The sequence below is a fragment of the Bacillus sp. GW821-FHT11D08 genome (genome assembly GCF_058808515.1).
The window spans coordinates 356,068-370,438 of the sequence record NZ_JBXARS010000003.1; the positions used below are offsets into that span (position 1 = coordinate 356,068).

The window sequence follows — 14,371 nt, forward strand, 5'->3', positions numbered from 1 at the left end:
TATAAACAACAAAACTTTTATCCTTTTATTTGTACGAACAATTTTATTATAGTTAAGGAGGAATCAAACTGTCAATCTTTTATTGCAAGTAAAAAAGCCGGACACACATGCCCGGCTGATCAATTAATAGGAAGGCCAGCCTGAACTCCAATCGATATCATTGATGAGCATCTTCGGAATTCCGCTGTTTTCGGCATCATACGCATGACGCACTAAAATATTCCCGTTCACAATGTCTTGACCGCCCGGGCCTTTCCAGCGGTCATTGCCGGAGTCAAGAATCGTCCCTCCGCCTTCTGACATGCTTTTCCCGCTTTTATCGAGATATGGTCCGGTGATGCTTTTGGATCTTCCATAAGCAATTTTGTACGTACTATTCACGCCTGAACAGCATTTATCAAACGACACCATTAAGTAATAGTAGCCGTTCTGGTAGGTGATGGCCGGCGCTTCCAAAGCTCCGCCGTTATTCGGTCTGGCAGCGATGGAATAAAGTGATCCCGTCGGTTTCATTGTATTTTTATCAAGCTTTGTCAGCTTAATGCCGCTCCAAAAAGAACCGAAGGCAAGCCAAGGGTTTCCGTCTTTATCAATTGTCAGCTCCGGATCAATTGCATTGTAGTTATCGGCGCTTGTTGAACGGATGACGAGCCCTTCGTCCTTCCAGTTTCCCGAACTGAGGCTTGTAGATGATGCAAGACCGATCGCGGAGGTATTTTTGCCGAATGAAGAAACGGCATAATACAGCCAATACTTTCCGTTAAAATATTGAACATCGGGGGCCCATTGATTCAGCCCGTAATTCGGCACATAATTGCCCCACCATGACAGCGGGGAAGTAAAGATTGATTTCTGAACGGTCCATACGCCGCCGCTGCCCGCCTTTAAGACGCGAAGCCCCCTCTCCCCTTCCAAACCGGTTCCGAAAGCGTACCACGTGTTTCCTTCCTTCGCCATTGTCGGATCGTGCAGCAATTCATTTGATGCCCCCCAAAACGCGGCAGATGCCGGAGATGAAGACATCAGCAGCAGACCGGCTGTAACGGCTGCGCATGAAAAGCGGATCATGCGTCTGAATCTGTTTTTCATTTGTAAACCCTCCCCCTTTTTTAAAACGCTTTCAAAAACATGTTGTCAGATTTTTCTATGTCTTCTCTTATTGTAGACGCATGGCTTATATTTGTACAGACAAAAAAAAGAATCTGCTTAAAAAAGCAGATTCTTCCGTATCTTTATTGATAAGTAATACGGTCAACCGTTTCCCGGTCTAATTTTTTAATCACTTCTGTGATCAATTTTACCGTATTCTCATAATCATCCCGATGCAAAATAGCGGCATGAGTGTGAATGTAGCGCGTCGCGATCGTAATGGACAGCGCCGGCACTCCGTTTGCGGTTAAATGAATGGAACCTGAATCCGTGCCCCCTCCGGCAATGGAATCGAATTGATACGGAATTCCCGCTTCTTCCGCCGTGTTCACGACAAGGTCGCGCAGCCCTTTGTGAGATACCATTGACGCGTCATACAGAATAATTTGCGGCCCTTCGCCGATTTTGCTTTGCGCCTCTTTTTCAGAAATTCCCGGTGTATCTCCGGCAATTCCGACATCCACACCGAACGCGATATCAGGCTGAATCGTATGTGCCGCTGTTTTCGCCCCGCGAAGCCCGACTTCTTCCTGAACCGTTCCGACCCCGTATACTTCATTCGGGTGATCGCTGTTTTTCAGATTTTTTAATACATCGATGGCAATGGCGCAGCCGATACGGTTGTCCCATGCTTTCGCCAATAAATGTTTTTCATTGTTCATCACTGTAAATTCAAAATACGGCACAATCTGGTCACCCGGAAGAACGCCCCATTCCATTGCTTCTTCACGGCTGGACGCCCCGATATCGATGAACATCTCTTTAATATCGGCGGCTTTTTTTCTGGCGTCAGGAGGCAGAATGTGAGGCGGTTTCGAACCGATGATCCCCGTGATGTCCCCTTTTTTTGTCACGACGGTGACGCGCTGGGCCAGCATGACCTGAGACCACCAGCCGCCGACGGTTTGAAAGCGGAGAAAGCCTTTATCAGTGATTTGCGTCACCATAAAACCGACTTCGTCTAAATGCCCTGAGATCATGATTTTCGGACCGTTTTCTTTGCCGGTTTTTTTGGCGATTAAGCTTCCCAGCCGGTCTGTTGTGACATCATCAGCAAATGGTTCTATGTATGATTTCATCACTTGTCTTACTTCTCTCTCATTTCCCGGTATCCCTTTTGCATCCGTTAACGCTTTCAGCATGGTGAGCGTTTCATCTAATTTTGTCATCAATAAACCTCCTTTTTTTCACTACCCTTCTTATTATACAAAACCAATGCTGAAGCATACGATTAATTCGCCTGAAAAACGGGTAAATGTTTTTATCTATTTCTTTTAAAAAAATGAAACCTTTTGTTTTGTTTTTCGTATTACATCAGATCATGACAAAGGTGAGGAGGTGCCTTCACACATATGGCCATTACAGTATTGAGGATTGTCTTGCTTGCACTTCTTATTTATTTTATTTACATGGGCGTCAAATTCTACGCAAACCCGAAAAGAAGGCTCAGACTGGCGCAATCAAAAGAGAATTTTTATTTTATTGACGAACAGAAAAACACGCGAAAAAATCTCCAGCTTACTTATAAAGGAGTGCTCTTTGAAGGAGAAAAGCATATCCCTTCCAAAGATCATCCGCTGTTTATTCATACGATATTTGTATGGACCGAAAATCCGGAAAAGCTGAACCGCTTTTCTGCAGGTGATTTTGAAGAAGTCGAAAAAAAGGTATTGGAGCGGTACCCGAATTGCAAGATTGATTGGGACCAGCCCATCAAAAAAGCGAAAAAAGCAGGCGAGCGATAAGCTCTCCTGCTTTTTATTCTTTATACACCAAATACATCAGCACAAGGGCGGCTTCAGTGAGAAAAAGCAGCGGCACCCCGTATAAAAAGGATTTGTGTTTCGTTTTATGCCTGAAGGTGCGCATGCCGATCCATACGCCGAGTGAGCCGAACATGGCGGCTGTGAGCCATATTCGTTTCTCTGATATTCTCCACCTGTGCGCCTTTGCTCTTCTTTTATCAGCGCCCATGATCCAAAAGCCGTATCCGTTTATCAATACGGCGTAAATGAAGAGAGCCATTGATTGTCACCCTTTACGTAAAAAAACCGCTCCCGGAAAGAGAGCGGCTTTTTCAACTTACTTGTCTAACTGAGCTTTAGCAGCATCAGCAAGCTGATTGAAAGCAGTAAGATCGTTTACAGCAAGATCAGCAAGCATTTTGCGGTTTACTTCGATGCCTGAAAGCTTAAGACCGTGCATTAAACGGCTGTAAGAAAGACCGTTCATACGTGCAGCAGCGTTGATACGAGTGATCCAAAGCTTACGGAAATCACGTTTTTTCTGACGGCGGTCACGGAATGCATAGTTTCCTGATTTCATGACCTGCTGGTTTGCTACTTTGTATAATGTATGTTTTGAACCGAAATAACCTTTTGCTAATTTAAGAACCTTTTTACGACGCTTACGTGTAACAGTTCCGCCTTTTACTCTTGGCATTAGATTTCCCTCCTAATTGTTCCTTGTCCGATTACTTGATGTTGGCAAGCTGTTGTTTAATGCGTTTGAAGTCTCCTGCGCTCACAATAGCACCCTTGCGAAGCTTACGCTTTTGCTTTTGGGATTTGTTGGCGAATAAGTGACTTGTGTATGCATGAGAACGTTTTAACTTCCCAGAACCTGTCTTTTTAAAACGTTTAGCAGATCCGCGGTGAGTTTTCATTTTTGGCATGGGATTTCCTCCTTATTGCTTTTCGTTTTTCGGCGCGAGCATTAAGAACATGCTGCGGCCGTCCATTTTTGGTTTTGTTTCGACTGTCGCAACTTCCGCACATGCTTCAGAGAAACGGTCCAATACGCGCTGGCCGATTTCTTTATGAGTGATTGCGCGCCCTTTAAAGCGGATAGAAGCTTTCACTTTATCGCCTTTTTCAAGGAATTTAATCGCATTGCGCAATTTCGTGTTAAAGTCATGCTCATCGATCGTCGGACTTAATCTAACTTCTTTTAAGTTAATGATTTTTTGATTTTTGCGTGCTTCTTTGTCCTTTTTCTGCTGCTCGAATCTGAACTTACCGTAGTCCATGATGCGGCAGACAGGCGGTTTTGCATTTGCTGCAACTAACACAAGGTCAAGATTTGCGCGGCCGGCGATTTCAAGTGCTTCCTGACGGGACTTGATGCCGAGCTGATCGCCATTTTGTCCGATCAGACGAACTTCACGTGCACGGATACCCTCATTAACCAATTGATCTTTGCTAATAATGAGCCACCTCCATAGTTTCTTCGAATTGATTCACAACGCTTGTTGACTGCATTCTGCAGGCAAACAAAAAGTGCGGGCATGACAACACACCCACACTACGAACATCTGCATAAATAAAAATGTACGGTCAACCTGCCAACTACATGAATGTGTCAATCAGGTGAGAAGCGGGTGCCTCTGCTTGTGATTTATATTCAATTCAATAACTATTCTACACAATACCGGATCATTAGTCAAGAATGACTTCTCCGGATCAACTTTTTCATTTTAACACGATGCCGGGGCGAGCGCAAGGAAAAATGTGAAATTTCGTTCTTTGCCGCCCGCGGACGTGCCAACACAATAAAAAAACCCGGGTCTATGACCCGGGTTTATCCTCCGATGAGCTGAACGAATACCGGAATGACCAGCACTGTCACCACTCCTACGACGACAACCGCGATACTTGCCATTGCCGCTTCTACTTCCCCCATCTCAATACCGACCGCAACACCGAGTGCGTGTCCGGATGTGCCGAGAGCCAGTCCCTTAGAGATTGGGTGTTTCACTTTAAACAATTTTAAGAATAGAGCGCCCAGAGCATAGACGATAACGGCGTTGAAAATAACGGCGAAAGCGGTGATGTCTGTGATGCCTCCGATTCCTTTTGACAGCGGAAGGGCAATTGCCGTTGTCGCCGCCTGCGGAAGCATGCTTTTCATAACGGCCGCGTCAAGATGAATGCCTTTTGCGATCAAATAGACAATCGTGACTGAGCAGATAGAGCCGACAATGATAGAAGACATGATCTGCCACCAGTATTTTTTCAGTTTGTCACGCTGTTTGTATAAAGGGATCGCAAAAGCGATCGTCGCGGGCTCCAGGAAGAATTTAATAATGTCTCCCCCGCTTTTATAATCTTCATATGAAAAACCGCCGAGCTTCAGAAAAAGGATTCCAAGCACCATCGCGACAAACAGCGGGGTGAAGAGGAAAAAGCCTCTCGTTTTTTTAAATAAATACGTGCCGATGCCAAAGGCCGCAAGTGAAACGACAATACCGAAATATGGACTCATCCGATTTCCCTCCTAATGCTGCACAAGTTCTTTTTCCTGATTGGAACGGCGCACCGTTTGTTTTTCAGGAGCTGCCTTCTGACGTTTTTGGCTGACAGACAAGATCAGCTGAGAAAAAAGGCCCGTCGCCCCTAACAGAATGATGGTAGCGAGTAAGATGACGAGTGCGATCTGCACGCCGTACTGCTGCATGACGCCAAGTGAATTCATCACGGAGATGCCCGACGGGACAAATAAAAATCCGATGAGTGACGTTAATGATGTTCCCAGCGTTTCTACTTGTTCAAGCTTAATCACTTTCAGGCATAAGAGGACAAATAATAACACCAAACCTACTACGGAAGCGGGTATAGGAATGGGGACAATCGCTGCAATCCCATTAGATATGAGCATAATTACGGCAAAAATAAATGCTTGTGTCAGAAATCCGTACACTTTTTTCGCACTCATTTTCTTCACCTCTTTCTCTTTGTTAGGTTCATTATAAAAGAGAAAATGGCCTTTTAAAGCGCTTTCATAACAAACGGCTGAATATTCATTCTGAAATGCAAGAAACGGCTGCTGAAATGCAAAAGCCGCCTCATATAATATGAAGCAGCTTTTTTAAGTCCTTGGCGTATGTACGGCTGACGGGAATTTTAGAGCCGTCTTTTAAGATAAGATTGTACGTCGAATTAAACCACGGATGAATTTCCGTAATATGCTCCGTATTCACGATGAACGCGCGGTGCACTCTCAAGAAACCCGTATCAGGCAGTTTTTTCTCAATGACCGCCAAAGTTTCATGAACGGAATAAGACGCGGCAAACGTTTTAACGGAAACGTGTCCGTCCTCCATGCCGGCGAAAATAATGTCCTTCGTATCTAAAATGACAATAGATTCACCGGCTGATACAGCCAGTTTATGCGCTCCGGCTGCGGACGGCTGCTCTGAGACGGCTCCTGCCCTGTCCCGCTTCACTCTTTTAAACTTTCTGATCGTCTGGCGCACTCTTTCTTCATCAAAAGGCTTCGTTAAATAATCGAGCGCGTCGACTTCAAAGGCTTTTAAAGCAAATTGGTCATACGCCGTCGCAAAAACGACGGCCGGCGGATTTTTCATGTTTTTCAGCCGTTTGGCAATGTCAAATCCGTTTTCTCCTGACAAATCAACGTCCAAAAACAGCAGATCCGGTTTTTGATCCATCATACTGTCAAAAGCGGATTCAATATTTTCAGCTTCGTTTATGTCACTTACTTCATTCGTCCGTTTCAGCAAATAAGCTAATTCATCTCTTGCCAGCATTTCATCATCAACGATTAACACCTTCAGCATGTTCTTCTCCTTTAGTCATCAGTTTCAAAGGCAGCTCAAATGATACGTCCGTACCTTTGCCGGCCTCACTTTCCAATCGCAGGGCTGCTTTGGGGCCGAACAGCCCGATCAGCCGTTGATTTAAATTGTAAAGCGCGGTTCCCGTCCCTTCTTTAGACGGCAGCGGACGGTTTCCGAGCACGGACAGCAATTCCGGATCAATTCCCCGCCCGTTATCTCCAACCCGCATTAAAACCGACTGACCGGCGGATACCACGCTGACATTGACGGCACAGCTGTCCTGCTTTCTTGAAAATGCATGGCGGAGCGCATTTTCGACGAGAATCTGCAGCACAAAAGGAGGAATTTCGATGTCCTCCAAACCGCGTTCGATTTCAAGACTGATTTTATATTTCCCGGGAAAACGGGCCTGCTCCAATGATAAATACGCCTGCAGATGGTTCAGTTCTTTAGAAAGCGGGATGAGCAGCTGCCTTGCCCCCTGCAGATTGGAACGGAAATAGACGCTCAGCTGCAGCAGAAGCTTTCGGGTTTTTTCCACATCCGTACGGCAAAGAGCAGAAATCGTATTGATCGCATTAAACAGAAAATGCGGATTGACCTGTGCCTGAAGCGCCTTTATTTCTGCGTCTTTCAGCAATTTGCTCTGCAGTTCCGCCTCGCCGAGTTCAAGCTGGGTGGAAAACAGCATGGCGAGTCCTTCTGCAAGCTCTTCTTCAACCCGGCTTAAACCTGACGGGCTTTTAAAGTACATTTTCAACGTCCCGATCGTTTTGCCGTTTGACGTCAGCGGCAATACGATCGCCGCATGCAGCGGACAGGGATCGTGCGTGCATTCAATTTCTTCCTTCGATGTCGCTTTCATAATATGACCCGTTTTAATGACACGTTTTGACAATCCGGTGATCAGGCTTTCAGACGGAATATGATGGTCGGCACCCGCGCCGACGTGCGCCAAAATCTTTTCGTTATCCGTAAGCGATACCGCGTCCGTTCCTGTTTGCCTGTGAATGATGGCGGCGACGCTTTTGCATGAGCTTTCATTCAGCCCCTGGCGGAAAAACGGAAGCGTCTGGTCTGCAATCATCAGCACCCTGTGGGTTTCAAGGGCTCTCGCCCGTTCTTCCTTCCGGATAATCGACTGAATGATCGAAAGAAAAATAAAAGTCCCTGACCCGTTTACCAATATCATCGGGATGCCGATGATGCTCACAAGCGTCCAAGCATCAGAAAACGGCTTGGCCATCAAGAGGATTAGCAGCATTTGCAGCGATTCCATTCCGAGTCCGACAAGCGCGGCCACACGCGGTGTCGGCATCGCATAGCGTTTTCTGAAATACCGTCCGATCCAGCCGGACAAAATGCCCGCTAAAACGGATGAGACGGCACAGCTGACTGCGGTCGCGCCGCCGAGTGATAAACGATGCAGGCCGGCCAGTATGCCGACGCCGATCCCCACATACGGGCCGCCTAAGAGTCCGCCGATTTCAACGCCCATAATTCTTGTATTGGCAATTGAACCGGACGGATTAATTTGAAACACCCAGTCATTATTCATGATTGTATTCCGCTGAATTTCTATTCCCGTATAGTTGCTGATGATACTGAACAGCGAGAAAATTGAAATCAGCACCGCTTTGCCTTTATAGCTCTCAGGCTGCTGGAGCGCCTGTCTGAACAATCTGGTATGAGCCAGAACAAACCCCAATATGACGATAATTCCGACTCTTTCCAGCATCATGATGATCAAATGCAGCATACTTTTCACCTGTTCTTTCAAATTTTATTTTATCACGTTTTAGAGCCTGAGACAGAATCTGACACAAACCTGCCTGTTTTTTTCAAATCATCTGAAAACAAATCTTTCACAGTCTATATATCTATTGTAGAATAAACGGGAGCCTTGCGGCAGAGAGTTTCAGAATATAACAAAGAGGAGAAGATCATGAAAGCCGTATTTTTTGATTTGGACGATACACTGTTATGGGATGAAAAAAGCGTCAGAACAACATTCAGGGAAACATGTTTACAAGCGGAAAAAAAATATGGCCTTGACCCGCATACATTTGAAGAGGCGGTTCGGAAAGCGGCACGGGAATTGTATATGTCATACGAAACCTATCCTTATACGGTCATGATCGGCATTAATCCGTTTGAAGGATTATGGGCGAATTTTTCCGAGCCGGTCAGCGAAGGATTTAAACAGCTGAATCGGATAGCGCCGGAATACAGACGAAACGCCTGGACGAACGGCTTAAAAAGCGTCGGTATAGAAGATGCGGCTTACGGCGAATATTTGGCGGAGTTTTTCGCGGCGGAACGCAGACAGCGTCCGTACGTGTATGATGAAACGTTTGCGGTGCTTGATAAGCTGAAAGGTGTTTATGAATTGCTTCTGCTGACAAACGGCGATCCCAGCCTGCAGAAAGAAAAACTCGCCGGCGTTCCTGAGCTCGCGCCTTATTTTAATGAAATCGTCATCTCAGGCGCTTTCGGAAAAGGGAAACCCGACGCCTCCATATTCGAACATTGCCTCGGCCTCCTGAACCTGAAAAAAGAAGACGCCATTATGGTCGGAGATAACCTCAATACTGATATATTGGGAGCGAAACGGGCAGGTATTACGACAGTCTGGGTAAACCGGACGCAAAAGAAAAATGATACGGACATTGCGCCTGATTACGTGATCAGCGATCTTCACGAGCTGTTTGCGATTATAGAGAAACAAAAAGAAAGATAATTTTATACGCAAAAAAACCCCATTCTGAATGAACGGGGTTTTTTGTATTTCCGGTTATTTTTTCGCTTCGGCTACAGCCTTTTTCACAAAATCGTCCAATGAGACGGTTTCTGATTTCTGCTCGCCGTATTTCCGGACGTTTACCGCGCCGTTTTCCGCTTCTTGGTCACCGACCACAAGCATGTACGGGATTTTTTGCATTTGCGCTTCACGGATTTTATAGCCGATTTTCTCATCCCGGCTGTCAAGCTCGACACGCAGGCCTTCACGCTGCAGGCGCTCCTGCACTTTTTTCGCATAATCAAGATGCACGGACGGTGATACAGGAATGACTTGGAACTGCACCGGCGCAAGCCATGTCGGAAGGGCGCCTTTGTGCTCTTCGATTAAGAAAGCAACGAAACGCTCCATCGTTGACACGACACCGCGGTGAATAACGACAGGGCGGTGCTGTTTGCCGTCTTCTCCGACGTAAGTGAGATCAAAGCGTTCCGGAAGAAGGAAGTCAAGCTGTACAGTTGACAATGTCTCTTCTTTGCCGATCGCCGTTTTCACCTGTACGTCAAGCTTAGGGCCGTAAAACGCCGCTTCGCCTTCCGCTTCATAGTAGTCATGGCCGATTTCGTCCATTGCCGCCTTCAGCATGGACTGCGCTTTGTTCCACATCTCATCATCATCAAAATATTTTTCCGTATCTTCAGGATCGCGGTAAGACAGGCGGAATGTGTAATCACTCAGGCCGAAGTCTTCGTATACGTCTTGAATCAAACGGACCGTGCGGATGAATTCTTCTTTAATCTGGTCAGGGCGGACGAAAATGTGCGCGTCATTTAACGTCATGCCGCGTACGCGCTGAAGACCTGAAAGCGCCCCGGACATTTCATAACGATGCATCGTTCCCAGCTCTGCGATGCGGATCGGAAGCTCGCGGTAGCTGTGAATGTCCTGTTTGTAAATCATCATATGGTGAGGACAGTTCATCGGACGGAGCACGAGTGTTTCATTGTCCATTTCCATCGGCGGGAACATCGTATCCTGATAATGATCCCAGTGGCCCGATGTTTCGTACAGCTCTTTGCTTCCGAGAACAGGCGTATAGACGTGCTCATAACCGAGGCTCAGCTCTTTATCCACAATGTAGCGCTCGATCACGCGGCGGATGGTTGCGCCTTTCGGCAGCCAGAGCGGCAGGCCTTGTCCGACTTTTTGAGAGTTGGCGAACAATTTTAATTCTTTGCCCAGTTTTCGGTGGTCACGCTCTTTCGCTTCTTCAAGCATCCGCAAATGCTCTTTCAAGTCATCCTTTTTAAAGAAGGCCGTGCCGTAAATGCGCTGAAGCATTTGGTTTTTGCTGTCGCCGCGCCAGTATGCGCCCGCAAGGCTCAGCAGCTTAAATTCTTTAATTTTGCCTGTAGACGGCACGTGCACGCCGCGGCACAGGTCAAAAAATTCGCCCTGCTCATAAATGGAGACCGTTTCGTCTTCAGGGATGGCATCCAGCAGTTCAAGCTTCAGATTATCGCCGATTTCCGCAAACATGGCTTTTGCTTCATCACGGCTCACTTCTTTTCGGATAATCGGCAGATTTTCACCGACGATGCGTTTCATTTCTTTTTCAATCTTCGGAAGGTCATCCGGCGTCAGCGCCTGCTCCATTTCAATGTCATAATAGAACCCGTTTTCAATGACGGGGCCGACTCCGAATTTCACATCTTTATAAATGCGTTTAATCGCCTGGGCCAATAAATGCGCCGTGCTGTGCCGCATGATGTTCAAACCTTCTTCTGTGCCTTCTGTTATGATTTCTACGGCACCATCCTCTTGAATCGGCGTTCTTAAATCAATTTCCTGTCCGTTCAGTTTTCCGGCTAAAGACTTTTTCTTTAATCCCGGACTGATGGATGCCGCGATATCTTCTGTTGTTGTTCCTTTCGGAAATTCCTTTACCGCTCCGTCCGGAAATGTGATGTTGATCATATCTGACATCTTCGTCACTCCTTTTTTTATGCAAATCAAAAACCCCGCCCCCTATGAAAGGGACGAGGTTAAATAAACGGAATCGTGGTTCCACCCTTTTTTCCGCGCGGCCGATTGTTTCGGCACCTGCGGCTCTAAACTCTGTAACGGGAGTTCCCGTCAGCTATTACTGGCGCTTCTTCCGGCGTTCACAGCTGAAGTTCAAAGGCGGTAAAGACAATGATCCATAGCTGGAAAGCTTTCAGCCTGGGCTCTCCTCTCTTATAAAGCCGGTATCAATGCTTCATGTCCTTATCAATACGTGTAGCAATCATTAATCTTTTATGTATTATAAAATGTCTGTGAGAAAAATGCAACTCGGTTTTCCGTCTGATTTCGCACAGACAGCCCTGCCGCTTACACAAGGCCGTCCGTGCGGCTATCCTTCCGTCTTCTCGGCTGCAAACGCGCCCAGCGGAAAAAGGCGCACCCTCTCCTGAAACACGTTTTGAATCGTTCTGGACATCATATGCTCCGGTTTGTCCGTATACAGTTCTACCGTCTCAGGCGCAATGGAGATCAGCGGCGCAAGGAGATGGGAATCTATATACATCGGGTGCTCCCGCACAAACCGTCTGTCTATGTATTTTTTCTGTTCCCGTTCTGACACATAGCGCAGCTCCCACAGCGTAAAAGCCCTGTCATGGACGATGCGGACTTTCTTCATCCGCGGCGGATTGGATGTCACATAATCTCTCAGAGACTGGATAAAGTTTTGATATTCCTGTTCCATCCGGTATTCATCTATCGCAGCCTCCGCGTATTCTCTGAGCCGCTCATAATACCTGCCGAGCCGGAACGTCTGAAACGAACGCACGGAAAAAACACCCGCATCAAGTGAAATCGTCCGGAGCGCATCTGAAATAAACTGTGTGCGCGGCTCTTTCTTCGGCTCGAACGGATGATCCTCAAGCTCTCCTTCCATAATGCTGTGTGCAAGCTGAAGGATTTGCTGCTGTTCATCCTGATCGGTGAAGCAGTATGCGTCCTCAATAAGCGAAAGCATATGCTCGTCTTCTTTGCATTCCAAAAAAAACCTGACAAGTATCGGCTCAATAAAGCGCTGAACGCAAAAAGCCGTTTCAGACCTTGCGATTCCGACTTTTTTTATGCCTTCACGGACAATAAAATGTCTCCGGTCGTCCGATTGCTGAATGAGATGTAAAAAAGCGGCGGTATCATGGTCATCTTCAAAGATCACTTCAAGCATATTTGTCCCCCCTTACGGCATCTGTTACAAGTATATGGGGGATGTTTTTAAAATAGACGTAAAGGTTAGCTTTCACCGCCGAACAAATGGCGCACCTTCTTTTTAAATATAACGGGAAGCGATAAAAATACGATGTAAAGACAGATCACGCCGAGTACGGTCAGCACATTTCCGGACATAAAGCTCGCGCCGAGCACATTCAGGACGATCGTCCCCGGAATGATGCCCGCTGCGGTCGCCAAAAAATACGTCATCGGCCTGACTTTCGATAGGCCCGCGGCATAGCTGATCACATCAAAGTTAACAGGCAGAATACGCAGGATAAAAATATAAAAGAAGCCATTGGTTTTCATCTGCTTTTGAATGGCTTCCATTTTTCCATGACGGCTTTTCTCATTAAAGGCAAACAGCCCCGCCGCAAAAAAAGACGCGGCGGCAGCGCCCATTGAGCCCGCCAGCGTATACACGGTGCCGAAAAACGGGCCGAACGCCAATCCTCCGGCGACGGAAACGATTGATACGGGAAACAGCACAAAAGGCCTGACGATGGAAATTCCGATAAACACAAGCGGCGCAAAAACACCGAACGATAACACCCACAGCCGTATCTCCTTAGGCGACAGATTCAGATATTTGCGGTTTGCCCACAGCAAAAGGCCCGCTCCCGCCGCAGCCGCAGCCCAAGTGACAGCCTTCTTATTCCTCATTCCCTCAAATCCTTCCCATTGGACGCCGGCATCATGAACGGCGGCGGTTTTCCCCGTCAAGACGGACGGGCGAAGCCAAATATAAAATCCGCTCCATCAGTCTTGCCGCTTTTACTTCTTCCTTTTCTCCCCGCTGTGAATACGTAAAATGATGCTTCAGCTCGTCAGGTGAGAAATTAGACGAGAAGAAAGTGGGAAGCTGCTGGCTCATTCTGTGCTGAAGCACGGTGCCGATGACCTCATCTCTGACCCAGCTTGTCATTGACTCCGCTCCGATGTCATCAAGCATCAGTACGGGCGTCGTTTTCACCATATTCAGTTTCGCCTCCAACGACTGATCCTGGAGCGAGTTTTTCAGCTCTCTGACAAATTCGGGAACATATACGATCATTGATGAATACTCTTTTTCCGCCAGTTCGTTAGCAATGGCGGCTAAAATAAATGTCTTTCCGATTCCGAATTTTCCGTACAGATACAGCCCTTTGCCTTTTCCCGTTTCATTATAGCTCTTCAGAAAATCCGTCACATGCTGGAAAATGCCGACTCTGCTCGGATCGGTAATGTCGATCTGCTGAAACGTCGCGCCGAGAAGATCCTGCTGGATATACATGCTCTTCATCAGGGACTTTTGCCTTTTCTGGCGGTCGAGCTTTCTCTTTTCCGGACATTCGTAATATTCAATATCGATGGAACGCCCGTTGATCACAAGCTTCGGATGATAGCCTTCAAGCAGGCTGTTCGTCCGGCTGTCTTTCGAGCAGAAGGCGCACTGTTTGCTTTGCTGAACGAATTCGTACAGTTTATTTAACCCTCTGTCAATCATGCTTTGATTGATTACATCTTTCTGTTCCTTCAAAAAAGCCTGGACGTCTTCGTCGGCCATGACTTGCTCCTGCATTCGTTCCAGGCGTTTTTGAAAGTCAGGTCTTTTCGTCACGCCTTCTAAGGATCGGCTGATCGGTTCCATTCAA

The 14,371-nt window shown here is 46.9% G+C and carries 16 protein-coding genes and 1 other annotated feature; of the genes, 2 read left to right on the forward strand and 14 right to left on the reverse strand.

All coding sequences use genetic code 11. The annotated features are described in order from the left end of the window. Positions 1–123: 123 nt before the first annotated feature. Both abnA and AC1RRX_RS08695 read right to left on the reverse strand, forming a co-directional pair. Positions 124–1,089, reverse strand: a complete 966-nt coding sequence (gene abnA, locus AC1RRX_RS08690) for an arabinan endo-1,5-alpha-L-arabinosidase AbnA (RefSeq protein WP_012118149.1) — start codon at positions 1,087–1,089, stop codon at positions 124–126. Between the two features lie 143 nt (positions 1,090–1,232). Next, positions 1,233–2,318: a M42 family metallopeptidase gene (locus tag AC1RRX_RS08695; RefSeq protein ID WP_007408096.1), complete on the reverse strand. Its 1,086-nt coding sequence runs from the start codon at positions 2,316–2,318 to the stop codon at positions 1,233–1,235. 183 nt (positions 2,319–2,501) lie between these two features. On the opposite strand from AC1RRX_RS08695, the gene AC1RRX_RS08700 reads away from it, so the two are divergent. Then, a complete protein-coding gene (locus AC1RRX_RS08700; RefSeq protein WP_007408095.1) occupies positions 2,502–2,894 on the forward strand; it encodes a hypothetical protein in 393 nt (130 codons plus the stop codon). 13 nt (positions 2,895–2,907) lie between these two features. Here the strand turns inward: AC1RRX_RS08700 and AC1RRX_RS08705 are convergent, their stop codons facing one another. The 8 genes from AC1RRX_RS08705 to AC1RRX_RS08740 form a co-directional block, all read right to left on the reverse strand. Beyond that, complete coding sequence (locus AC1RRX_RS08705) at positions 2,908–3,174, reverse strand: DUF1294 domain-containing protein (RefSeq protein WP_015240352.1); 267 nt, start codon at positions 3,172–3,174, stop codon at positions 2,908–2,910. 57 nt (positions 3,175–3,231) lie between these two features. Next, positions 3,232–3,591 carry a 50S ribosomal protein L20 gene (gene rplT / locus AC1RRX_RS08710; RefSeq protein ID WP_003152495.1) on the reverse strand — a complete coding sequence of 120 codons (360 nt, stop codon included), beginning with the start codon at positions 3,589–3,591 and terminating at the stop codon, positions 3,232–3,234. A 31-nt stretch (positions 3,592–3,622) separates the two neighbouring features. Further along, the gene (gene rpmI, locus AC1RRX_RS08715; protein ID WP_003152493.1) at positions 3,623–3,823 is read right to left on the reverse strand and encodes a 50S ribosomal protein L35; all 201 of its coding nucleotides are present in this window, start codon (positions 3,821–3,823) and stop codon (positions 3,623–3,625) included. Between the two features lie 12 nt (positions 3,824–3,835). Next, positions 3,836–4,357 carry a translation initiation factor IF-3 gene (infC, locus tag AC1RRX_RS08720; protein ID WP_071543361.1) on the reverse strand — a complete coding sequence of 174 codons (522 nt, stop codon included), beginning with the start codon at positions 4,355–4,357 and terminating at the stop codon, positions 3,836–3,838. 58 nt (positions 4,358–4,415) lie between these two features. After that, positions 4,416–4,546: a sequence feature (ribosomal protein L20 leader region), on the reverse strand. 182 nt (positions 4,547–4,728) lie between these two features. Next, complete coding sequence (gene lrgB / locus AC1RRX_RS08725) at positions 4,729–5,412, reverse strand: antiholin-like protein LrgB (protein WP_007408093.1); 684 nt, start codon at positions 5,410–5,412, stop codon at positions 4,729–4,731. 12 nt (positions 5,413–5,424) lie between these two features. Continuing rightward, positions 5,425–5,862: an antiholin-like murein hydrolase modulator LrgA gene (gene lrgA / locus AC1RRX_RS08730; RefSeq protein WP_007408092.1), complete on the reverse strand. Its 438-nt coding sequence runs from the start codon at positions 5,860–5,862 to the stop codon at positions 5,425–5,427. Positions 5,863–5,992: 130 nt separating this feature from the next. Continuing rightward, positions 5,993–6,727 carry a LytR/AlgR family response regulator transcription factor gene (locus tag AC1RRX_RS08735; protein ID WP_007408091.1) on the reverse strand — a complete coding sequence of 245 codons (735 nt, stop codon included), beginning with the start codon at positions 6,725–6,727 and terminating at the stop codon, positions 5,993–5,995. Further along, entirely contained in the window at positions 6,705–8,486 is a 1,782-nt protein-coding gene (locus AC1RRX_RS08740) for a sensor histidine kinase (RefSeq protein WP_007408090.1), read from the reverse strand. Before AC1RRX_RS08740 ends, AC1RRX_RS08735 begins: the two co-directional genes overlap by 23 nt. A gap of 186 nt (positions 8,487–8,672) precedes the next feature. Between AC1RRX_RS08740 and AC1RRX_RS08745 the strand changes: the two genes are divergently transcribed. Further along, positions 8,673–9,467, forward strand: a complete 795-nt coding sequence (locus tag AC1RRX_RS08745; RefSeq protein ID WP_144464195.1) for an HAD family hydrolase — start codon at positions 8,673–8,675, stop codon at positions 9,465–9,467. Positions 9,468–9,521: 54 nt separating this feature from the next. On the opposite strand, the gene thrS is transcribed toward AC1RRX_RS08745, so the two are convergent. From thrS to dnaI, 4 genes are all read right to left on the reverse strand, one after another. After that, the gene (gene thrS, locus AC1RRX_RS08750) at positions 9,522–11,453 is read right to left on the reverse strand and encodes a threonine--tRNA ligase (RefSeq protein ID WP_144464197.1); all 1,932 of its coding nucleotides are present in this window, start codon (positions 11,451–11,453) and stop codon (positions 9,522–9,524) included. 409 nt (positions 11,454–11,862) lie between these two features. Further along, positions 11,863–12,693 carry a putative sporulation protein YtxC gene (ytxC, locus tag AC1RRX_RS08755; RefSeq protein WP_003152478.1) on the reverse strand — a complete coding sequence of 277 codons (831 nt, stop codon included), beginning with the start codon at positions 12,691–12,693 and terminating at the stop codon, positions 11,863–11,865. Positions 12,694–12,758: 65 nt separating this feature from the next. After that, on the reverse strand, positions 12,759–13,400 hold the full coding sequence (locus AC1RRX_RS08760; protein ID WP_007408086.1) for a TVP38/TMEM64 family protein: 642 nt from the start codon (positions 13,398–13,400) through the stop codon (positions 12,759–12,761). 31 nt (positions 13,401–13,431) lie between these two features. Then, positions 13,432–14,367, reverse strand: coding sequence for a primosomal protein DnaI (dnaI, locus tag AC1RRX_RS08765; RefSeq protein WP_020956184.1), 936 nt, complete (start codon positions 14,365–14,367; stop codon positions 13,432–13,434). Positions 14,368–14,371 lie beyond the last annotated feature (4 nt).